The following is a 23,040-nucleotide window of genomic DNA, read 5'->3' as shown; positions in this document are numbered from 1 at the left end:
CGACATCTTGATCAATCACCCAGATCAATCAAGCCCGCCAGCGGCATACCCTGGGGTATCTGGTACATGCTGATCACCCATGCCTGGCTTGGATGTTGGGCAAACTGATTGAGCATCTTCATTACAAAATTGATGGATGTCTTGTCCAGTGCGGCAAAAGGATCGTCGAGCAGATTAATGGTGGCACCGGCCGCAAAGGCTGCCGCCAGCCAGACTTTGCGTTTGCTGCCGGTCGATAACATAAACAACTGCTTATTGACATGCGGGGTCAGTGCCAAGCCTTCGATGAGGTTTTCCAGCAAGGTCTCGTCAAACAGCGGGTACGGCTTATGCAGGTAAGAAAAATACTCCAGCACCGTGATCTGGTCGTAGGCCTCGGTCGCCGGATCTACCCAAAAGACCTGGCTACGGTAGGCATCAGGCTGCGCATGCAGGCTAATGCCCTGTATTTGCAATTGCCCCTTCTGTGCAGGTAAAACACCAGCCAGTAATTGCAGCAGACTGCTCTTGCCACGGCCATCGCCACCATATATCAGGGTAAGGCCTGCCGTTATTTCGCCTGACCAGTTGCTGAACAAGGCTTTCCCAGGGTAGGCAAAACTCAGTTCTGTCACTTGTAAAAGAATAGGTTTTTTTATCATTATGTGAATGCAGGATAGTCGCCCATCCCTATGCATGAGTAATCACTGCATGATATGGAAAACCGGGCATTTTTACTGTTACCCTTTGTGACACACCGGCCTGAGGGCAGGACTTCAGCAGACTGGTTTTCGTGAATGCAGCCGTACCAGGCACATGACGCACAGTAGTGAAAACAGTGCCGCGCTCAAGAGGGTGAGTTGATAGTTATGTCCGGACAGATCCAGTGCCGGCCCCTGTATGCTGCTTCCCAAGATCACGGCGAGCGTGACCATGACGTCTTTGCTTGAGTTGTACCGGACAAATTGTGCGCTGGGAAACAGCGCCATGGGCATCGATGCCGCCGCCGTGTAATAGGCACCAGACACAACCACATGGGCGACATAAAAAATGCGGAAATTCTGTTCACCATCCATCCACAGATAACCGGTGGCCGCCACCATGAAATACAAACTCATCATGATGGCTGAAATCAGGATGGCACCGTAACGGTCAACCAGCCATCCTATGCCGAATGCGAGGAAGATCGACACCCCATACGAATAGGCAGTCAATGTCCCCAGAGTTGCCTTGGAAATGCCCAGCGTACTCGCATAAAACTGGTAAAAAGTATGAAAGGGGCTGAAGGTCATACTGGCCAGCATGAAGGCAGCAACTGCCCACAGGAAAAAAGGATGGGAAAAACATTCCAGTATGTGCGCACGGGGCATGGCAAACGATACGCGTTTTGCATTGCTATCCGACCCCGCTTCATCCGGGTAGGAACCTTCTTTTACCATCACACACATCAGCAACACCGAGCCGCCAAAGACCAGACCAACGGTGAGCAATATCTCACGCAAATAATTTTCGGTCAGGGCAAACACAAAGCTATTGAATGCGATACCTATACTCAGACCAACGATGCGAAACCCTGCATAAAATCTGCCAAGAAAACGCTGCGGCATGACGTCGTTCACCAAACCGGTGAACAGGGCGAAGGTGGTAATCGCCGTGCACTCGAAGATGGTCCAGAACACACAGAAATACGCCAGATTACAGATGCGAACGCCGGGCGACAGGCTGGCAAGCTGCTCATGCGTCCATCGCCCCATCTCGGAAGACAATGCCAGGCCGATCACGGCAGCCGCACCAACCGGCGCGATCACCATCAGAAATGGACGCCGCCGGCCCCAGCGTGTGCGCAGACGGTCAGAATGGTAGCCTATCAGTGGTAACAGTAACAGGCTCAACACCGCTGGCACTGTCGATATCAGTAATGATGTAGTGGTGTCCGAGGCTGCGTTCAGCCGCAGGAACTCCAGCCCACTGGGCAAGGCCGAACGCTCGCGCATCGCAATGCCCAGCTCGCCTACCAACAGCCACAAGATGGCGGCAAACAAGCCGAAAGTCGTATAGTGCAAAGTCCCGACGGTATACCGCGGACTGTTCTGGACGGCGCGCCTATCCAACGCGGTCAGCTCCAGATGGGCACTGTCACGCATGCTGGTCTGTGCTCATGTCTGTGCGCACTTAAGGCAGCGACTGCGCTGATTTCTTCAGCGGCGCGGTGGAATTTCTGATGACTATGTCCATGGGAAACGCGATCTTTGCAGCTTTGATTTCCCTGCCCTGGATAATTTCCACCACCTCACTGACTGCACGGTTGGCCATCTCAATGAAGGGTTGACGCATAGTCGTCAAGGTTGGGAATACATAGCTTGCCGTTGGAATATCGTCAAAGCCTATCACTGACACATCATCAGGAACCTTCAGTCCTTTGCTGCTGATGGCATCGATGGCGCCAAATGCCATTTCATCATTCGCGCAAAATATGGCCGTAGGCGGAACCGCGAGTGACAGCAAGGTTTCGGTCGCCGAATACCCGCCGGATTGCATGAATTGCCCCTGCGCGATCAACGCCGGATCGACAGACAGGCCGGCTGCCAGCATCGCATCCACATAACCTTTTTCGCGCTCGGCGCTTTGACCGGTGCCTGCGGTCCCGGCGACGAAACCGATACGCCGGTGTCCCAAGCCCAGCAAATGCTCGACGGCCATGCGTGCGCCGTTACGGTTCTCGGCAACCACGATAGGCATATTCATTTGCCTGGCATCAAAATTGACCAGCACGCAGGGGAAGCCCTGTTTGTCTATCAGGTCCAGATAGCCATCGCTGGCGTTTGGCAGCAACAGCAAGAGGCCATCGCATAACTGGCTCAGCATATTGCTGGTTTCGATGCGGCCAGGACGATCAAACCTTTCCGCATTAAACACGATCAAATCAAAACCCTTGCGGCGGGCTTCCTGGGTGATGGCCTTGATGATTTCATGCAGCACCAAAGAACCATAGTTGTTCACAAAGACGCCGATCAGATTGCTTTTGTCACCGCGCATGCGACGCGCCAGCATGTCGGGCGTGTAATTAAGCTGTGCTGCGGCTTCCATGATACGTGCGCGGGCTTCTTCTGATACATAGCCAACACCGCGAATTGCTCGTGAAGCGGTGATCGGCGACACCCCGGCAATCTTGGCCACTTCACTTAACTTGCTTACTTTGCGCATTTATCTTCCAAAAAATTATAGAGATCAATATCCCTTGCCGGCTTCACACCAGCAGAACGAACAGAATTGTCCCGCAAGCGGCAAAACCGTGCCAGCATTTTCGCGCACGACGCGATGAAAATTTCATTCTGCACAACGAAATAAACTTAAAACCCGCCATTTCCAACAACAATCAAATAGTTGATTATTGGTGGTTTAATTTTCTGCATGTGGTAACGATACCACATCATTCCAGCTTATTTTTAATATTTTTTACCATTTAAAATCAATGACTTACAATTCACCTCCATTCAGCAGGCATTTGGTTTTGTGGATTGGCAATTGATGTGGTAACGTAACCATGTCGATCAACCCGGGACAAATACCAGCCCCGTTGATGTGACTGCAAACGATTACTGAAACACTTAAGGCAGTACGGAATACAAGTCGCCGAATGAGCGTCCCCGTGCTGTATTTACATCATGCAGCCTTTAAGACTGTCTGTAATTCAACGGAGACCATTGTGAAAAAGAAAATTTTAGCCACCGTGCTACCACTCGCCCTGGCGGCATTTTATGGAGCTGAAGCCGTCGCGCAGGAAGCACCTGCCGCCGATACCAAGGCCAACCAGGCAAAAAATGAGGTGCCAGCCCAGCCTGCAGAAACGGAAACCGTGGTCGTGACCGGATTTCGCTCCAGCCTGCAAAAAGCCCTCAACCTGAAAGCCAAGGCGATCGGCACGCGTGACTCCATCGTGGCCGAAGATATCGGCAAGTTCCCGGAAGCAAACGTGGCAGAATCACTGCAACGCGTCCCCGGTGTCATCCTGAACCGCGACGAGAGTTCTGGCGAAGGTCAACGCATCTCCATTCGCGGCTTGCCGACTGAATACTCCGTCACCACCCTCAACGGCGCGCCCGTCAACACTACGTCGACCAGCACCATAGGCACTGCCGCGCGCGGTTTCAATTACGACGTATTTGCATCCGAACTGTTCGGGCGGGTTGATTTCTACAAATCGCCGCTGGCGGAACTCACCGAAGGTGGCCTTGGCGGCGTGGTTGATCTGCAGACACCACGGCCCTTCGACAGCCCCAAGCAGACCATCCGTTATAGCGTATCGGGCTCGTATAACACCATGTCCAAGCATGTGGACCCGACCGGCTTTGGCCTGTATTCCAATACCTGGGGTAACTGGGGCTTCCTGATTGGCGGTTCACATTCTGCCGCCGTCAACAACCGTTCTGGTTTTGAAGCAACCGGCGGTTACAACAGTTCGTTCTATGGCAGCCAAGCACCAACCAAGGGTTTCTTCGCCATGGCGCTGGACTATGATGATCCGCGTGCCAATCTCAGCGGCTATTCGCGTTCCGATGTCGACAATGCTTACCTGCCGCGCATTTACCGCTTCTATGGTTCCCGCAATGAACGTACGCGTGATGGCCTGGTTTCTTCACTCCAGTTCAAAAGCGGCGGCCTGAACCTGAGCCTGGATACCATGTATTCGCAACTGAAAAACCAGCGTGATGAAATCACGTTCGGTCTGCTGATACGCAACAGCCTTACCAACAACCGTTCAGCCGCCGCCGGCCAGACCGGCCATTCCGGCCTGGTGCCATTGAATATCAAGATTGACCCGGCAACCAATCTGATGACCGGCACCTTTGGCAACACGGTACTCAGTAATGGCGTGACCTACAGCAATGACGAAACCACCTTTGGCTACACCGCATTGAATGGTTCGTGGGACGCCAGCAAAGACCTGGTGTTGAGCGGCCAGCTCAGTTTCAACGACAGCAAGGCCCTCAGCTATCAGGATACCCTGAGCGGTAACATGTATGGCATCGACTCCACTATCGGTTATGGGGCGGATCATGTGTATCCATCGATGTCTTCACCAAGCAGCTATGTCGACCCGAATAATTACTCTGGCTTCGGTATCGGCACCAGCCTGACCCGTGAAACCGACAAGGGCAAGCAGGCACGCGTCGCTGCAGACTGGGATTATGGTCTACCAGGCGACTGGAAAGGCCATCTGAAGGCGGGGCTGACCCTTGTGGAAACCACAAAAGGTGTCAACAAACGCAATGGCACCGCAGCTGCCACCAGTCAGTTGAACGCGCTGGGTATTGCCAGCCTGCGCAGCGGCATGAGCCCTAACCTGCCGGTGGACAATCTCGATATCGGTGCGGGCTGGCCACAAGCCTGGTCCAGCTTCAGCCGTGCTTACACCTATGGCAACTTCAATCCCCTGGCCTATAACTCGGAAGCCAGCTTCACTCCGGCGCAAAGTTTCACGGCAAAGGAAAAAGTCTCGACTGCGTATGTTCAGTCCGACTTCAAAGGTCAGGTCATGGATCATGAACTGCGTATCAATGCGGGTGTACGTTATTCAACCACCGACACCAACATCGATAATTTCAAGAAGACCGGTGCGGGGGGAGCGTACCTGCCAAATACCGAAAACGGTTCGTACAGCAATGTCCTGCCAGCAGTCAGCGCCGCTTTGGACCTGACCGACAGCCTGATGTGGCGTGCGTCCTACGGCAAAACCATCAGCCGTGCGTCGCTGTCCATCATTGCCGCGCAGACTGTCATTCCTAACCCGTTCGACAACACGGCAACCGCCGGCAATCCTAACCTGCTGCCACAAAAATCGAATAACCTCGACACCAGCCTGGAATGGTATTTCCAGCCGGGTGGCCTGCTGTCGGTCGCCATGTTCAAGAAAGACCTGTCTGATGCAACGGTCGCCAGCACCACCAACACCACCTTCGGTGCCTTGGGCTTGCCGGATACTTCACTCGGCGCGATTTTCCAGAACTCCCAGGGTAAAGTCGATCCTAACCTGCCTATGGTATTGCGCAGTTATACCAACGCCGGCCAGCAAACACTCAAGGGTTTCGAAATCGCTTACCAGCAGGCATTTAACTTCCTGCCCGATCCTTACAAGGGCTTTGGCGCATTGGCCAGCTATACCCACATCAATCCGTTTAACAGCGCCAAGTGGATCACCAATGCAGGCAAGGAAATCGAAGTCAATTCCGTACCCAAATATGCCTACAGTGCCACCGGCTATTACGAAAGAGGGCCACTGGCATTGCGGCTGTCCTACAACTACAAGGGCAGATCACTGCATGGTGACAATCCGACCAATACGGGTAACGACCTGATCCGCTGGCACGCCGCCCGTGGCTATATGGACGCCAACATCAGCTACAAGCTGAGTGAATCGTTCGAGCTGCGGATTGATGCACTCAATCTGTCCAATACACTGGCCTATGACTACTTCGAAGACGCCACTGGCCGCTACGGTGATGGACAGAAAACGCGCATGGATTATGCCAAGTACGATGGCCGTACCATCAAGATAGGCATACGCGGAAAAATATAAACATCCTGGCCTTTCACTGACTTCATCACAGATTTTTCTCGATGAAGTCAGTGAGCTGTGACACAAGGCGGACAAGCCTGAATCCCGTCCGCCGCCATCTACCAGCTTCACCAAAGATCACGACGAAAGATCACCATCTATGACGAGACGTCTATGTTTGCAGGCAGCGATGATAGGTCTGGCGCTGATGGCCAGTGCCTGCAATACGGCCCCGGTCAGCCAGTCAATAAGTCCGCTACCCATGCAGCTTGCCACCACCAGGGCAGAGGTGATGAATGCCCTGAATCTGGCCAATAGCTACTGGCAGCGCACTAACCCATCTGCGCAATCGCCATTCTGGGATATCGCCACCTATCATACCGGCAACATGGAAGCCTATGCATTGACGGGCAACCCTGCCTACCGAGACTATTCGACCGCCTGGGCCGAGCATAACCGCTGGCGCTCTGCCAATTCAGATGTCAAGGCCAGTTGGAAATACAGCTATGGTGAAACTGATGAACATGTGATGTTTGGCGACTGGCAAGTCAGTTACCAGACTTACATAGACCTTTACAATCTGGATGCCAACAAAGATCCGCGCAAGATAGCGCGTGCACGCGAAGTCATGGAATACCAGATGAGCACGCCAAACAATGATTACTGGTGGTGGGTCGATGGCCTGTACATGGTCATGCCTGTCATGACCAAGTTGTATAAAGTTACAGGTGACCAGCGTTACCTGGACAAGCTTCATGAATATTTTCTGTTTGCCGACCAGTTGATGTTCGACCAGGAAAGCAATCTGTATTACCGCGACGCTAAATATCTTTACCCCAAACACAAAAGCGCCAATGGCGGCAAGGATTTCTGGGCACGGGGTGACGGCTGGGTATTTGCCGGCCTGGCCAAAGTGCTGACCGACCTGCCTGCAAGCCATCCCAGCCATGCCCTGTTCGTGCGGCGCTTCCAGGGGATGGCCAAAGCCTTGAAATCCATACAGCAGGAAGAAGGATACTGGACCCGCAGCCTGCTGGACCCTGGCCAGGCCCCGGGCCGGGAAACCAGTGGCACCGCATTCTTCACCTATGGATACCTGTGGGGCATGAACCATGGCTACCTTGATAAAGCAGAATACACGCCGGTGGTCACGAAGAGCTGGAACTACCTGAGTAAAATCGCACTGCAACCAAGCGGCAAGATCGGCTATGTACAGCCTATCGGTGAACGTGCCATACCGGGGCAAACCATAGATCAGAATTCATCCACATCCTTCGGGGTTGGCGCTTTCCTGTTGGCAGCGGCGGAAATGCTCAGGTTTATTGATCATTAGCGCCCATGCATGCCAATCCGGCCCCCTATGGCATGCCGTAGTGGTATCGTTTATGTCGTCCAGGTTTGCATCTCCTGTCCTGGACGTTTCACCAAAGGTGCCGTAATGGCTGCCTTTGTTTTTATCCAGAGGTGATGGCGTACCGACGCTGATCGTCTCAAAGTAACTTTACGCAAATCATGACCACATACCATCCGCGCAGACGTATCATCCAGGGTGCAGCCGCAGCCGTCGGCAGCATGCTCTTTCCGCTTGCCGGCAAGGTGCAGGCGGCAGAATCATCGCGTTTCCAGATAGGCCAGAACGATTTTTTACTGGATGGCAAGCGTTTGCAGATTCGTTGTGGTGAACTGCATTTTGCCCGCGTGCCGCGTGAATACTGGCAACACCGTCTGCAAGCCATCAAAGCAATGGGTTTGAACACCGTGTGCGCCTATCTGTTCTGGAACTATCACGAATGGCGGGAAGGACAATACGACTGGAGCGCCCAGCGCGATGCCGTTGAGTTCTGCCGTATCGCCCAGCAAGAAGGCTTGTGGGTGATCTTGCGCCCCGGTCCCTATGCCTGTGCCGAATGGGAAATGGGTGGCTTGCCGTGGTGGCTACTGAAGCACCCCAAAGACAATTTCCTGCGCACGCGTGACGATGCCTATGTACAACCGGCACGCCGCTGGATGCACGAAGTCGGCCGGGTGCTGGCACCGATGCAGATTACCCAGGGTGGTCCGATTTTGATGGTGCAGGTAGAAAACGAATATGGCTTCTTTGGGGAAGACCTGGAATACATGCGGGTGATGCGCCAGGCTTTGCTGGACGCCAAATTCGACGTGCCGCTGTTTCAATGCAACCCGACCAATGCAGTCGCCAAATCACATATCCCCGAGTTGTTTTCAGTCGCCAACTTTGGCAGTCAACCCCTGGCTGGCTTCAAGGCGCTGGCTTCGGTACAGCAAGGCCCGCTGATGTGCGGGGAATTTTATTCCGGCTGGTTCGATACCTGGGGCGCACCACACCGCCGTGGCGATGCCAGCAAAGCAGTTGCCGATATCCAGACCATGCTGAAAGCGAATGGCTCTTTCAGCCTGTATATGGCGCACGGTGGTACCACCTTTGGTTTATGGGGTGGTTGCGACCGCCCCTTCCGCCCGGATACCAGCAGCTATGACTATGATGCACCGATCGGCGAAGCCGGATGGACTGGCGAAAAGTTCAAGGCGTATCGCGACGGCATCCTGCCCTTCCTGCCAGAAGGCGAAAGCTTGCCACCAATACCGCCGCGCATGCCAGTGATCGAGATCGCCGCCTTTGCGTTGAAAGAATCGGCCAGCGTGTTTGCCAACCTGCCGCCACGCGTCATCCAGACGGCATCACCGCAACCGATAGAACAGTATGACATCAGCCGTGGCCTGGTGGCATACCGCGTGACGCTGCCCGCCGGCCCGGCCGGAGCACTGGAGGCAGCCAAGGTACGTGACCTGGCCTGGGTCTATGTAGATGGCAAACAGGTCGGCACCATGGATACCCGCCACAATCGTTTTCGTGTTGAACTGGCAGTGCGCAGCAAGTCTGTCACAGTGGACATTTTGCTGTACACCATTGCCCGCGTGAATTTTGGGGTGGAAATCCACGACAGGAAAGGCTTGCACGGCCCGGTCAGTTTCAAACCAAAAAATGGCCAGCCGCAGCCATTGGAAAACTGGGAAATCCGCGCCATCGATTTCGATGCCGATGGCAAACTGCCGCCACTGGCCTGGAAGCCGGGACGGCCACAAGGACCAGCCAGCCCGGCATTCTGGCGCGGCAGTTTTGATGTCAGTTCCAGCGGTGACACCTTCCTCGACATGTCGAGCTGGGGTCAGGGTGTGGTATGGATCAATGGCCGTTGCCTGGGTCGTTACTGGAGTATAGGGCCAACCCAGACCATGTACCTGCCCGGCCCCTGGATCAAAGCTGGCCGCAACGAAGTGGTGGTGCTCGACCTGACCGGACCACAAAGCGCACGCATGGCGGGGCTGAGCATGCCCATCCTCGATCAACTGCATCCGGAACGCGACCTGCCACGCCCACCAAATAATGCCAGGCCCAAACTGGATGGCCTGACACCCGCGCATGAAGGGCAATTCCAACCCGGCAGCGCCACGCAGGACGTTCGTTTCGACAAGCCGGTACGCGGGCGTCAGTTGTGCCTGGAATCGCTGGACGCCTTCGACGGCAAACAGTTTGCTTCTGTGGCAGAACTGGCCTTGCTGGGTGTTGATGGCAAGACACTCAATCAGTCCGGCTGGACCATCGCCTATGTCAGCAGCGAAGAAGCAAACAAGGAAGACGGCTCGGCCTTGAATGCCATCAATGGCCAGATCACCGATCACTGGCATTCCGCCTACAGTGGCAAACCACCATTCGGTGCCCACCCGCACAGGCTGATTCTCGACCTGGGGAAACAAGTCGAGGTGGCGGGAATACGCTATACGCCACGCCAGGGTGCCGACGGTGTCACCGGGCGCATCAAGCGGTATCGCGTGTATGTCGCTGACAGCCTAGTCAGCCAGGAATAAACTGAATAAATTAAATAAGCAAAACCATTACAAGAGGAAGACATGGAGCGACGACATTTCATGCGGGCAGTGGTAGCAGGCACGACCGTTAGCGGTTTGCTGAGTGCCAGCGCGCAGGTGCAAGCAAGGGCTATCACTTTACCGGACAGTGGTAACGACCGTCCCTACATGACAGGGCTATTGCAGAAAATGGCAGAACCGGTATTGTCGGCCATGGCAAAAGGCGAATTGAAAAAGAAGTTTCAGCTGGAACTTAGCCCGACCTGGGATGGCCGTGACAAGCAGGTCGCCTACCTGGAATGCTTTGGTCGCCTGGTTGCCGGCGCAGCCCCCTGGCTGGCCCTGCCAGAAGACAATACACCAGAAGGACTCACACGCAAGCGCCTGCAACAAATGGCCTTGCAAAGCTATACGCATTCAGTCGACCCGAAAAGCCCGGATTACCTTTTGTGGAAAGGCCATGGGCAGGCACTGGTCGATTCAGCCTATTTCACCAATGCCCTGATGCGCGCACCAAAGGCACTGTGGGAACCGCTGGACAGCATCACCAAACAGCGCATCATCAGCGAGATCAAAGGACTGCGCCGGATAGAACCACCCTACATCAACTGGATGCTGTTTGCAGCGATGAACGAAGCCTGGCTGATGTCGATAGGTGAAGAATACGACCCCATGCGCATGAACGTCGCCATCCGTAAAATCAATGAATGGTATATAGGCGATGGCTGGATCAAAGATGGCGAAGCCTTCCACTTCGATTATTACAATTCTTTTGTGATGTACCCCATGCTGTACGAAGTGCTGGAAGTATTGGTCAAGTTCAAAGGCCCGTTCTGGAACGCCAAGCCGGCGGACTTGCAGGCGCAAGCCCTGAAACGCATGCAGCGCTATAGCGAACACCTGGAACGTTTCATATCACCTGAAGGAACTTACCCGCCCATAGGCCGTTCGCTGACCTACAGAACAGCCGCATTCCAACCGCTGGGGCTGTTAGCCTGGCGCAAGCAATTGCCAACCAGCCTGCCAGAGGGCCAGGTGCGCGCCGCCATGCAGGCAGTGCACAAGGCGATCTGGACCGAACCCAGCAATTTCACCAGCGATGGTTTCCTGACCATAGGCTTTGTCGGCCATCAGCCAGAACTGGGCGACTGGTATTCCAATAACGGCAGCATGTATCTGGCATCTGAAGGTTTTCTTGCACTGGGCCTGCCAGAAAGCGATTCTTACTGGACCACTGCGCCACTGGACTGGACGCAAAAGAAAGCCTTTGGCGGACACAAGTTTCCCAAGGATTACCCGGTCAGTTATTAGGGCGTGTTAACCTGGAGTCCACCCATAGAAAAAAACAGCACACCCTGATTTAACACCAACACAGGTGCGCTGTAAAAGCCAGAATATGCTCTGGCCGAAGGGAACTTTAATCGGCTTTCGCCATATGGGTCTCCGAGCCACTACGCTTATCCCAGCCACCACCGATGGCGCGTATCAGGCTGACTGCGGACTTGGCACGTGCCCCATCCAACTGAGCGGCGACACGCTGTTGCTGCAAGACGGTACGATCCGCATCGATCACATTCAGGTAACTGACTGAACCTTCACGGTATTGCACATGCGACAGCTTTGCTGCCCGCTCTGCTGCCTGCACCGCATTGTCTTGCGCCTGGGTCTGGTCACGCAAGATGCGCAGGTCGGCCAGATTGTCTTCCACCTCTTTGAAAGCATTCAGCACCGTCTGGCGATAGTTGGCGACATCTTCTTCATACACTGCCCCTGCCCTGTCCACACTGGCCTGACGGCGCCCACCGTCAAACAAGGGCATGGACAATAAAGGGCCGAGCAGGAAGGTATGACTGCTCCAGTTCAACAAATCACCCAGGCTGGCAGATTCATAACCGGCTGCGCCGGTGATATCCAGCCTTGGGAAGAAGGCAGAACGGGCCACGCCTATCCTGGCATTCGCCGCTGCCATGCTGCGTTCTGCTGCGGCAATATCTGGCCTGCGTTCCAACAAGGCCGATGGCAGACCGGCCGGGATGTTGACAGCAATGCGTGACAAGGGACGCGGCTGAAAATTGAATTCTGCCGGTGTCTTGCCCAGCAAGACTGCCAGTGCATGTTCTGCCACCGCACGGCTGCGCGCCAGCCCCAGAGATTCAGACTGTGCCGTTGCCAGTTCTGCTGTGGCGCGTGCCAGATCGAGTTCGCTGATATCGCCTTCATTAAAACGGGTTTGTACCAGCTTTAAGGTTTTCGAGCGCAGTTCTACCGTGGCGGCATACAAGGCCTGCTCGGCATCCAGTTCCCGCAGCAGGAAATAGGCTTGCGCCACATCGGCTTGCAAGGCCAGTTGCACGGACTGGAACAGGGCTTCATTCTTTTGCGTATCCGCAGTTGCGGCATCGACGATGGAAGCCACACGACCGAACAAATCCAGCTCATACGATGCACCAAGCTGGGCATTGTAGGTCGTGCTTGTCGGCATCCTGGCATTGTCAGGCAAACCCTGGGATGCCGGTGCAGCGCGCCCTCGATTGGCGCCAAGGCCGGCATTCACTTGCGGGAACAGGCCAGCGCGCGCATCCTGTCTTAATGCGCGTGACTGCTTCAGGCGTGCGGCGGCGGCTTTCAGATTTTGATTGGCAGCCATGGCCTGAGTTTCCATTTCATTCAGACTGTCGTCCGCAAAAATTTTCCACCAGTCACCACGTGCGACTTCTTCCGAAGGTTGTGCTTCTTTCCAGTTGCTCGAGTTGCTACTATTGGCCAGCACTTCTTTGTATGCCGTAGGGGTGGTGACTTCTGCCCTTTCATAAGTCGGTGCGACTGAGCAACCAGCCAGCACCAGCAATAACATCAACAAAGACGAAGCCGATTTCAAGGGTTTTATTGTATTCATCATCATGCTCTCTCAAACTTTAACAGTAGCGTGATCATGGCCATGGCCATGAGCTATTGCCGGAGCTTCATGCACCACCGCAGAATGCAGCTTGCGGCCACCAGCGAAAGAACGCAGCAATACATAGAACACGGGAGTCAGGAACAAACCAAACAGGGTCACACCCAGCATGCCAAAGAACACTGCCACACCCATGGCATGACGCATCTCGGAACCTGGTCCGCTGGAAATCACCAGTGGTACCACACCCATGATGAAGGCGATAGATGTCATCAGAATAGGACGCAGACGCAAACGGCTGGCATCAATCGCGGCCTGCAAAGCTGTGCTACCCTGAAGTTCCAGCTCCCGTGCAAATTCCACGATCAGAATGGCATTCTTGGCCGATAGTCCCACCAGCACCATCAAACCTATCTGGGTGAAGATGTTATTGTCACCACCCGTCAGCCAGACGCCAGTCAAAGCCGCCAGCAAACTCATGGGCACGATCATGATGACAGCCAATGGCAAGGTCAGGCTTTCATACTGCGCCGCCAATACCAGGAACACCAGCAACACACTGATAGGGAATACCCAGACACCGGCATTGCCCGCCAGGATTTGCTGGTAAGTCAGATCAGTCCATTCAAACTTGATGCCGGCAGGCAGTGTCTTTGCAGCGATACGTTCCGCCGCAGCTTGCGCCTGGTTGGATGAATAACCAGGTGCCGGACCACCATTAATATCGGCAGCAGTGTAGCCGTTATAACGCACCACCATTTCAGGGCCAAAACTCGGTGTTACCTTGACCAGTGAAGACAGGGGCACCATTTCACCGGCAGTGTTGCGGGTTTTCAGTTGCAGGATGTCTTCCGGTTTGGCACGGTAAGGCGCATCTGCCTGGGCCCGCACCTGATACACACGACCAAAGCGGTTGAAGTCATTCACATACAGGGAACCAAGGTAGATTTGCATGGTGTCAAACACATCGGTCACCGGCACACCCAGTTGCTTGGCCTTGACGCGATCCAGGTTCACATCCAGTTGCGGTACATTGATCTGGTAGCTGGAAAACATGGGCCCCAGTTCTGGCGCTGTCCTGGCAGCCGCAATAAAGGCTTGTGCTGCCGCATCCAGCTCCGCATAGCCGAGTGCGCCCTTGTCTTCGATCTGCATCTTGAAGCCACCCACAGTACCCAGACCCATCACAGGTGGTGGTGGAAAGACAGCGATGAAAGCATCCTTGATGCCGAAATACTTTTGGTTCAGCTTGCCTGCAATGGCATCGGCTGCCAGCTCCTTGCTGCGACGTTCTTCAAACGGTTTCAGCGTCACGAAAACAATACCGGCGCTGGAACTATTGGTAAAGCCGTTGATGGACAAGCCGGGGAAGGCAACTGCACTTTCCACGCCCGGCTCTTTCAGCGCGATGGCTGACATGTCGCGGATGACTTTTTCAGTACGGTCCAGCGTGGCACCATTTGGTAATTGCGTGAAGCTGATCAGGTATTGCTTGTCTTGCCCAGGCACAAAGCCACCCGGAACGATGTAAGAAATACCCACGGCTGCTGCCAGCAATACTACATATACCACCATGCTGGAAGCCTTGCGCGAAATGACGCCAGCTACACCTTTGGAATACTTTTCAGAACCGCGATTAAACATGCGGTTGAAGGCATTGAAGAAGCGGCCAAACAGGCGGTTCATTATTTTGGTCAGCCAGTCAGGTTTTTCGTCATGGCCTTTCAACAGGATGGCCGCCAGTGCTGGTGACAAGGTCAGCGAGTTGAAAGCTGAAATAACGGTAGAGATGGCGATCGTCATCGCAAACTGTTTGTAGAACTGCCCGGTCAGACCAGTCATGAAAGCCAGTGGCACGAATACGGCTACCAGTGTCAGGGCGATGGCGATAATAGGGCCGCTGACTTCACGCATGGCTCTATAGGTGGCTTCTTTCGGTGACAGACCAGCCGAGATATTTCTCTCTACGTTTTCCACCACCACAATCGCATCATCCACCACAATACCGATGGCCAGCACCATGCCGAAGAGTGACAAGGCATTGATGGAATACCCAAAACCCAGCATCAGCGAGAAAGTACCTACAATGGATACCGGCACCGCCAGCAAGGGGATCAGCGAAGCACGCCAGGTTTGCAAGAACACGATGACCACCAGCACAACCAGCGCAATCGCTTCCAGCAAGGTCTCGACTACGGCATGGATACTGGAACGCACGAATTGCGTAGGGTCATACACAATCTTGTATTGCACAGAACTTGGGAAGTCTGCCGACAATTCTTTCATCGCAGCACGCACCTGGTCAGATACGTCCAGCGCATTGGCACCAGGTGCCTGGAAGATAGGTATCGCTACCGCCGGTTTGTTGTCGAGCAAAGAACGCAAGCCATATTCAGAGGCGTCCAGTTCTATGCGCGCCACATCCGCCAGGCGGGTGACTGCACCATCAACAGAAGTCTTGAGTATGATCTCGGCAAATTCTGCTTCTGATTTCAAGCGGCCTTGTGCGTTCACATTGAATTGCAAAGGCGTACCAGGCACGTTAGGTGATGCACCGATGACACCAGCCGCCACCTGCACGTTTTGCTCACGTATGGAGTTCACTACATCAGAGGCAGTCAGGCCACGTTGCGCCACTTTTTGCGGATCCAGCCACACGCGCATGGCGTAATTGCCAGAACCAAACAAGCCCACTTCACCCACACCCTTGATACGTGCCAGACGGTCTTTGACATTCAACACTGCATAATTGCGCAGGTAAGTCATATCATAGCGGTCATCCGGTGAAATCAAGTGCACCACCATGGTCAGCGCAGGTGAACTCTTGATCGTCGTGACACCCAGACGCTGTACGTCCGCAGGCAGGCGTGGCAAGGCTTGCGATACACGGTTTTGCACCAGTTGCTGCGCCTTGTCAGGGTCTACGCCAAGCTTGAAGTTGACCGTCACCGTCAGGTTGCCGTCACTATTTGCCTGCGACTGCATATACAGCATGTTTTCCACGCCGTTGATGGATTCTTCAAGCGGAGAAGCCACCGTCTCTGCAATCACCTTGGGATTGGCACCGGGATACTGCGCACGCACCACCACGGATGGCGGCACCACTTCAGGGTATTCCGAGATAGGTAACTGGAACATAGCCAGTGCACCGGCCAGCAGGATAATTACCGATAACACCCCGGCGAAAATGGGGCGATCGATAAAGAATTTTGAAATATTCATGATAGATTTCGCTGTCTATATATTTTTACGTTACGATCAAGATTTTTTAACAGCAGTTTTTTCTGTTGCCGCAGTTGCCTCGGGCGGAACTGGAGCAACTGTTGCTGCAGATGCAGCTGCCACTTTACTCATCGGTACCATGTTCGGCGCAATGGTGTCGCCGGGCCTTGTGCGTTGCAGGCCGTTAACGACGATGCGTTCACCGGCTTTCAAGCCAGATTCGACGATCAGCAAATCTTCCTGTCTGGTGCCCAGACGTACCTCGCGATATGCCGTGTGATTTTCCTTATCAACAGCCAGCACGAAACGCTTGCTTTGATCTGTACCCACGGCTTTTTCATCTATCATCAAGGCAGCATGTGGCGCACCGCCACCCAAACGAATACGGGCATACAGGCCGGGCAACAGCAAGCCATCCTGGTTATCAAACACTGCACGCACGCGTATGGTTCCAGATGAGGTATCGACGCGGTTATCGATGGAGGTCACCTTGCCCTGGCGGGAATAGCCTTCTTCATTGGCCAGACCAAGAAAGACTGGCACCTGGGTATTTTTCGCCTGTGCCGGGTTGACGTATTTCAGGAAGCTTTGCTCATCCACGTCAAACGACGCATACACCTGCGAAACCGAAACCAGCGTGCTCAAAGGTGGCGAACTGGTACCGACGGCAATGACATTACCCACAGTGACTTCGGCACGCGAGATGCGGCCAGCGACTGGTGCAGTGATTTGCGTATATTCAAGATTCAGCTTTGCGGTCTTCAGTGCTGCCTGTGCCGCCAGCACATTGGCTGCGGCTTCACGCGACGCATTTTGTTTTTCTTCAAAATCACGACGGGCGATGGCGTTTTCACTTAACAGTCTTTCGCCACGGGCGACATCAGAACCTGTATAAGCAGCGCGTGCCTCGGCGGCTGCCAGTTGCGCCTGGAACCTGGCGACTTCGGCAGCATACGGGCGAGGGTCTATGGTGAACAGCAAATCTCCTTTCCTGACCAGGCTGCCGTCCTTGAAATGTACCGCCGTCAAGGTGCCGCCGACCAGGGGGCGTATCTCTACCCTGTCAACTGCTTCCAGCTTGCCGGAATAGTTTTGCCAGTCAACGATATTGCGGCTGACGACTTCGGCGACATCAACGGTAGTCGCTGGCGGTGCACCTTTAGCGTCGGTATTGCTGGCCTGAACCCGGATTGCACCTACGGTGCCAGCCCCGGCGATCAACAAAACAATGGCCGCGCTGATGGCGATGGACAAAGGGCTGCGATTCGCAGGTGAAGTGACTGAATTGGCTGAATTGGCTGAATTGGTTGAATTGGACATGATATTCCTCGTGGATAGTGGGTTCAGATTGCTGTGTTTTTCAAATTCTGCTGATGCGTCATGCATGATGTTGCTCGTCTATGGAGTCAAAAACGGGCGGTTTCAATTCAGAGGGAGCCGCCAGACGACGGCGCAGGAATTCGGCCACTTCCACCAGCACCGGTGGATGTTCGCGCAGTGAGGCATGCTTGACGCCAGCAAAGCGCGCCACCTGGGTGGGTACGCCAACCGAGATCAGGGCGGTCGCATATTTTTCTGCTTCTACATGCAGCACGTCGTGTTCAGCGGTGGCGATAAAGGCTGGGGACAATCCACCCAGGCGGCGTGATTCCAGCGGTGCGGCATAGGGATGCAGCCTTTGCAAAGACATCGGCAGGTACTGGCGATAGCAATTAGCACATTCCTGCGGTGTCATGTCGGAATCCAGCCGTTCTGCATCCCCCAGGCGTGTCATGCTGGGATCGAGCATGGGGCCGATCAGGGCTTGTGCCAGTATAGGTGGGGCATTGCGGTCGCGGGCAATCAGGGTCAGGCAGGTGGCCAGGTTGCCACCAGCATCATCGCCAGCGACAGCCAGGCGGCTGGCATCGGCATGGATACTGGCGGCGTTCTTGCTAACCCAGACCATGGCGGCATAGGCGTCTTCTGGCGCAGCAGGGAAAGGTTTGGCCGGTGCCAAAGCATAATCAACCGACAAGACCAGCACATTGCTGTTTCTGGCAATAAATCGCGCCGGCACATCGGCATCATGCAGCGACCCGCTGATGAAACCACCACCATGAAAATACAGCACCACAGGCAAGACCGCCTCCCCTTGCGGCCGGTACAGGCGCACAGCAATATCACCCAGGGGACCAGGGATCAAAAAATTGCGGATATGCAAAGACGATTCTGCCGTCCTGGTGGTTTTACTTCTGGTTTTTCGGGCAATAGTGCTTGTTGCGTTCATCATGTCGTCGCGGCTATCCGCTCCAAGGTTGAGATTGGAACGAATAGTAGGCGCTACGCGTTGCGGGATAAACACCGATAATTCAACATCACTATTCCACCAGGTCGACTAATCCCGTCCCAAAATGCACTTATACTGACTACACTTAAACATCACTCAACACGCCAAGCTTTATCAAATGTCATCTCAGGCGTCATGAAGGGAATCAATAATGGACCGCTTTCAAGCAATGCAGGTATTCACCCGCGTGGTGGATTCAAACAGCTTTACCAGGGCTGCCGATAGTCTGGGCTTGCCGCGTACGACCGTTACCACGACCATCCAGAACCTGGAGAGTCTGTTGCAGGTGCGCTTGCTGAACCGGACCACGCGTCGCCTGAGCCTGACGCCCGATGGTGCTGCCTACTATGAACGCTGTGTGCGTATCCTGGCTGATGTGGATGAAACCGAATCGTCGTTCCAGAACGTGGCGCGGGGGCCGAAAGGCCAGTTGCGCATTGATGTACCTACCTCGATAGGCAAACTGATACTGTTGCCACAAGTCTGCGAATTTTATTCACGCTACCCCGACATCAAACTCGTCATGGGTATGGGCGACCGCATGGTAGACATGGTGCAGGAAGCAGTTGATTGCGTGATACGGATCGGCGAGCTGCAAGATTCCAGCATGGTGGCCAGGCGCATCGGCACCTTCCAGAGTATCACCTGCGCTGCACCCGATTATCTGGATACCCATGGCGAACCGCAGACCATAGATGATTTGCAGCACCATCAGGCAGTGCATTATTTTTCCAGCCGTACTGGCCGGAATATGGACTGGGATTTCATCGTCGATGGCAAGACCATCGATGTCACCGTCAATGGCAAAATTTCTGTGAATGATTCTGAAGCCTATATCGATTGCGCCATCAAGGGATTTGGCCTGATACAGGCCCCGCGCTTCATGCTAATGCCGCATCTGCAATCAGGTGCACTGCGTGAAGTATTGCCGCAGTGGACGCCTGCACCCATGCCTATCTCGGTGGTCTATCTGGCCAACCGGCATTTGTCACCCAAGGTGCGCGCCTTTGTCGACTGGGTGGCAGAACTGTTCCCGCGCTGCCCATTGTTTAGCGGACGCGATGCGGAACTGTTGAACGGCCTGACTGAATGTACCTTCGCCGGCAAACCCGATCAGCGCACTGCAGGAAATACCCTGCGCGCAGTACTGGAACAACAGAATATCGCTGAAACCGTGCTTTAAGATCACTGCGGTCTTGGTGTCGCTCTTCATCTGTACGGCGATTAAGGCACGACTATTGAGCAAACAATCTGCCTGGCAGGCTGTGTCATATAAATTTTAAGCATCAGAGCGATTTCAGAAATCGCCAGCAAAACTTCCCTGTCCTTCGCGGACAAGTCACGGAAACACTGATGGGCATGACCTGCCCTACTACCATTCCTGTTACATAACTTTACAAGCAGCGTGGTATGAAAACATCGGCCTCCCGGTCAAAAAAATATTTCATCTGCAGCCCAGCCTGCTGGATATCACTTCTGATAGAAACAACACTTTTCTTCCTTGACAAAGGGAAAAGAAATACCTATAACGTGAACTAACATTGGCTGGACCAATTTCAATTTGGCCCAACCAATGTTAGTTTTTTTTAAACAATTACAAAACCATAACATTTTAATAGGGGACTTTTATGACTGCAATTAATGCACTTCGTTGTTATGCCTTGACCACGACACTACTCGTATTTTCCGCATCTGCTGGGGCGCAAACTCTGGCCACTGGCGACAGCCGCACAGTAAACGAGCCGACTTATCCTGGCGTTTGCACTACGATTTCCGCCAAGTTCACCAGCTCGCAACGTGCATCCCCACCATCCACTGACGACACAACACGTTTGCAAAATGCCTTGGACAGTTGCGCAGGTACCGGAAAAAGCGTGGTACTCGCTGCATCAGGTTCAAATAATGCTTTCTACAGCAACAGTTTGAACGTCAATGGCGCAGCCCTGGTGATTAATTCTGGCGTTACGCTGTACGGGAATAATAGCTATGCAAGCAATGCACAGTTCATCCTGTTCAACGGCACCAATGCTTCTTTGATGGGCCCTGGCACCGTTGATGGTCGCGGCGATATTCTCAGTGGCAGTTCCCGTCTGGTGCAAGCAAAAAACATCACTAATTTTACTGTCTACAACGTCACCATCAAGGAATCAGTTTTCCCGAATCTGTACGTCGAAGGTGGCAATGGTTTCACTGCATGGAAGGTAACAATACGCACGCCTTCTACCCGCACCAATGCTGACGGTATTGATATTGACAGCCTCACCAACGCGACGGTAGCGAACTCTTCGATTGAGGCTGGTGACGATGGTATTGCAGTCAAAACCAATTCTGGAGATGCCACAAACATCACCGTAAGAAATAGCCAGCTTTACGGCACACATGGTCTTTCGATCGGCAGTATTTACAAAAATACCGTGTCAAATATCCTGTTCAAAAATAACTATGTCTACGGTGCCGACCTTTCAGGAACCACATCTGCCAACGCTAACGCAATCAATGTCAAAACTGGTCCCTGTGGTCTGACAGTCAGCAAGGTTAGTTATGTCAATACCTGTATTACTGGCGCAAAACATCTGATCGTCATGGATACCAACTATCATGCATGCCCAGTCTCCGGCGGCACACCGTCTTTGTCAAACATTGTCGTCAACGGTGCCTATGCAACTTCGTCCGTATCAGGAGCCTATACCCGGATAGATGGCCGCAACGCCAGCTTTCCGGTCAATGCCTACCTGGCACACGTCAATCTGGACGCGACTGCACAAAGTGGTGACCAGTATGCCAATGTCGGTCTCAATAGTTCGAATGATGTCCCATCCGGCACAGGCGTTACTACCAGTAGCTTTACTATGAGTGGCGCAGTCCCTAGCTGCACATTCTGAGTTAGTACTCGTTTAACTCAATCCGTGCGGGTGAACAAAGAAATCGCCCCATAACCGATAAAGCAGTGACTTAAGATCGCTGCAATAGCCGGGACATGATCAGCGTGTCCCGGCATAAGGAGACAATATGAAAGATAAAAATAGTGCATGGAAAATTGCGCTGACAGTCGCTTTGTTTTTAAGCAGCGCTGCCAGCCATGCGATTACGAAAGTAACGGTTGGCGGCACTGGCGCCGGTCATTACACGACCATTCAAGCCGCTGTCGAGGCGTTGCCATCAAATGGTGGCGAGATTGATGTAACGGCTGGAACCTACACCGAACAGGTGACAATCACCAAACCCAATGTCCGCCTGATAGGCCAGGGTGCGCATGCTACCTCCACCATTATTACCCAAAGCTATTGGGCACAAAAATCCAATGGCAGCGGCGGAACGGTAGGCGATAAAGGCTCATCAACAGTCATCGTGACCGGTGCAGGTTTTTTTGCAAACAACATCACCATTCAAAATACGTACACCCAGGATGGACACACTGAAACACAGGCACTTGCACTGTTTCTTGCGTCTGACAAATCCGTGCTTCGCAATGTACATCTGATAGGACGACAAGATACTCTTTATGTTGGCAGCCTGGGTTGCTCTTCCACTACCTGTACTCCAGCCCGTTCCTATTTTTATGGTGTAACTATCGAAGGTAACGTCGATTTCATTTTTGGTGACGGAGCCGCCGTATTCGACAATTGCGTTATCGTTGCTGACCAGCATGGAAGCCTGGGCGGAGAAGTCACTATTACCGCACAAAACAGACACTTTACGAACTATCTTAGTGGCTATGTTTTTTATAACAGCACGATTTCCAGCAATCCGCAGACAGGTTTAACCGCCGCTTACCTGGGGCGTCCGTGGGGTGCATTGGCTTCCAATATATTCATCAACACCAATATACAGGCACCCATCAATGCTGCAGGGATGATTGAATTTACCCCAGGCAGCACCAACAATTTGCCCACATCGTATTTTGCAGAATACGGTTCTTCCGGACCTGGTGCCGCAGGCTTCACTGCAAAAAAACGTGAGAAATATACTGTTTATCTAACGTCTTCCCAGACCACACAGTATCAGCCAAACAATTTTCTGGCTGGCTCTGACGCCTGGGTTCCAACGTCTGTCTTCTAAATTGACAGCGATTATTTTGCATAAAGCTTTTGTATAAAATTTTTCCAAGGCATGGAATGGATGCCGCATGCGGAATCCATTCCATAGCTCAGGTCCATCAAATCGGCAATT

At 53.5% G+C, this 23,040-nt stretch carries 14 protein-coding genes; 7 read left to right on the top strand and 7 right to left on the bottom strand.

The genetic code is table 11. The features are described from left to right. Positions 1 to 11: 11 nt before the first annotated feature. From ACO0K9_RS09455 to ACO0K9_RS09445, 3 genes are all read right to left on the bottom strand, one after another. Complete coding sequence (locus ACO0K9_RS09455; protein WP_422984148.1) at positions 12 to 641, bottom strand: ABC transporter ATP-binding protein; 630 nt, start codon at positions 639 to 641, stop codon at positions 12 to 14. Positions 642 to 755: 114 nt separating this feature from the next. Next, a complete protein-coding gene (locus ACO0K9_RS09450; RefSeq protein WP_422984146.1) occupies positions 756 to 2,123 on the bottom strand; it encodes an MFS transporter in 1,368 nt (455 codons plus the stop codon). A 28-nt stretch (positions 2,124 to 2,151) separates the two neighbouring features. Further along, entirely contained in the window at positions 2,152 to 3,183 is a 1,032-nt protein-coding gene (locus tag ACO0K9_RS09445) for a LacI family DNA-binding transcriptional regulator (protein ID WP_422984144.1), read from the bottom strand. 502 nt (positions 3,184 to 3,685) lie between these two features. On the opposite strand from ACO0K9_RS09445, the gene ACO0K9_RS09440 reads away from it, so the two are divergent. From ACO0K9_RS09440 to ACO0K9_RS09425, 4 genes are all read left to right on the top strand, one after another. Next, positions 3,686 to 6,556, top strand: coding sequence for a TonB-dependent receptor (locus ACO0K9_RS09440; protein ID WP_422984142.1), 2,871 nt, complete (start codon positions 3,686 to 3,688; stop codon positions 6,554 to 6,556). Positions 6,557 to 6,695: 139 nt separating this feature from the next. Then, positions 6,696 to 7,868 carry a glycoside hydrolase family 88 protein gene (locus tag ACO0K9_RS09435; protein ID WP_422984140.1) on the top strand — a complete coding sequence of 391 codons (1,173 nt, stop codon included), beginning with the start codon at positions 6,696 to 6,698 and terminating at the stop codon, positions 7,866 to 7,868. A 179-nt stretch (positions 7,869 to 8,047) separates the two neighbouring features. Continuing rightward, positions 8,048 to 10,423 carry a beta-galactosidase gene (locus ACO0K9_RS09430; RefSeq protein WP_422984138.1) on the top strand — a complete coding sequence of 792 codons (2,376 nt, stop codon included), beginning with the start codon at positions 8,048 to 8,050 and terminating at the stop codon, positions 10,421 to 10,423. 42 nt (positions 10,424 to 10,465) lie between these two features. Continuing rightward, positions 10,466 to 11,734 carry a DUF2264 domain-containing protein gene (locus ACO0K9_RS09425; RefSeq protein WP_422984136.1) on the top strand — a complete coding sequence of 423 codons (1,269 nt, stop codon included), beginning with the start codon at positions 10,466 to 10,468 and terminating at the stop codon, positions 11,732 to 11,734. 106 nt (positions 11,735 to 11,840) lie between these two features. Here the strand turns inward: ACO0K9_RS09425 and ACO0K9_RS09420 are convergent, their stop codons facing one another. From ACO0K9_RS09420 to ACO0K9_RS09405, 4 genes are read right to left on the bottom strand one after another with little or no spacing between them, the layout of a single operon-like run. After that, positions 11,841 to 13,319, bottom strand: a complete 1,479-nt coding sequence (locus tag ACO0K9_RS09420; protein WP_422984134.1) for an efflux transporter outer membrane subunit — start codon at positions 13,317 to 13,319, stop codon at positions 11,841 to 11,843. A gap of 12 nt (positions 13,320 to 13,331) precedes the next feature. Further along, positions 13,332 to 16,541, bottom strand: a complete 3,210-nt coding sequence (locus ACO0K9_RS09415; protein WP_422984132.1) for an efflux RND transporter permease subunit — start codon at positions 16,539 to 16,541, stop codon at positions 13,332 to 13,334. A gap of 36 nt (positions 16,542 to 16,577) precedes the next feature. Beyond that, positions 16,578 to 17,861 carry an efflux RND transporter periplasmic adaptor subunit gene (locus tag ACO0K9_RS09410; RefSeq protein WP_422984130.1) on the bottom strand — a complete coding sequence of 428 codons (1,284 nt, stop codon included), beginning with the start codon at positions 17,859 to 17,861 and terminating at the stop codon, positions 16,578 to 16,580. A 58-nt stretch (positions 17,862 to 17,919) separates the two neighbouring features. Then, positions 17,920 to 18,810: an alpha/beta hydrolase gene (locus ACO0K9_RS09405; protein WP_422984128.1), complete on the bottom strand. Its 891-nt coding sequence runs from the start codon at positions 18,808 to 18,810 to the stop codon at positions 17,920 to 17,922. Between the two features lie 211 nt (positions 18,811 to 19,021). On the opposite strand from ACO0K9_RS09405, the gene ACO0K9_RS09400 reads away from it, so the two are divergent. From ACO0K9_RS09400 to ACO0K9_RS09390, 3 genes are all read left to right on the top strand, one after another. Continuing rightward, positions 19,022 to 20,053 (top strand): LysR family transcriptional regulator, encoded by a 1,032-nt coding sequence (locus tag ACO0K9_RS09400; protein ID WP_422984126.1) that lies wholly within the window; start codon positions 19,022 to 19,024, stop codon positions 20,051 to 20,053. 445 nt (positions 20,054 to 20,498) lie between these two features. Further along, the gene (locus ACO0K9_RS09395; RefSeq protein WP_422984124.1) at positions 20,499 to 21,752 is read left to right on the top strand and encodes a glycosyl hydrolase family 28 protein; all 1,254 of its coding nucleotides are present in this window, start codon (positions 20,499 to 20,501) and stop codon (positions 21,750 to 21,752) included. 127 nt (positions 21,753 to 21,879) lie between these two features. Next, entirely contained in the window at positions 21,880 to 22,929 is a 1,050-nt protein-coding gene (locus tag ACO0K9_RS09390) for a pectinesterase family protein (RefSeq protein ID WP_422984122.1), read from the top strand. Positions 22,930 to 23,040 lie beyond the last annotated feature (111 nt).

The organism is Undibacterium sp. Ji50W, assembly GCF_049340445.1.
Classification (GTDB): domain Bacteria; phylum Pseudomonadota; class Gammaproteobacteria; order Burkholderiales; family Burkholderiaceae_D; genus Undibacterium.
Note: the sequence above shows the minus strand (reverse complement) of the source record. Positions and strands in the feature narration are given on the sequence as shown.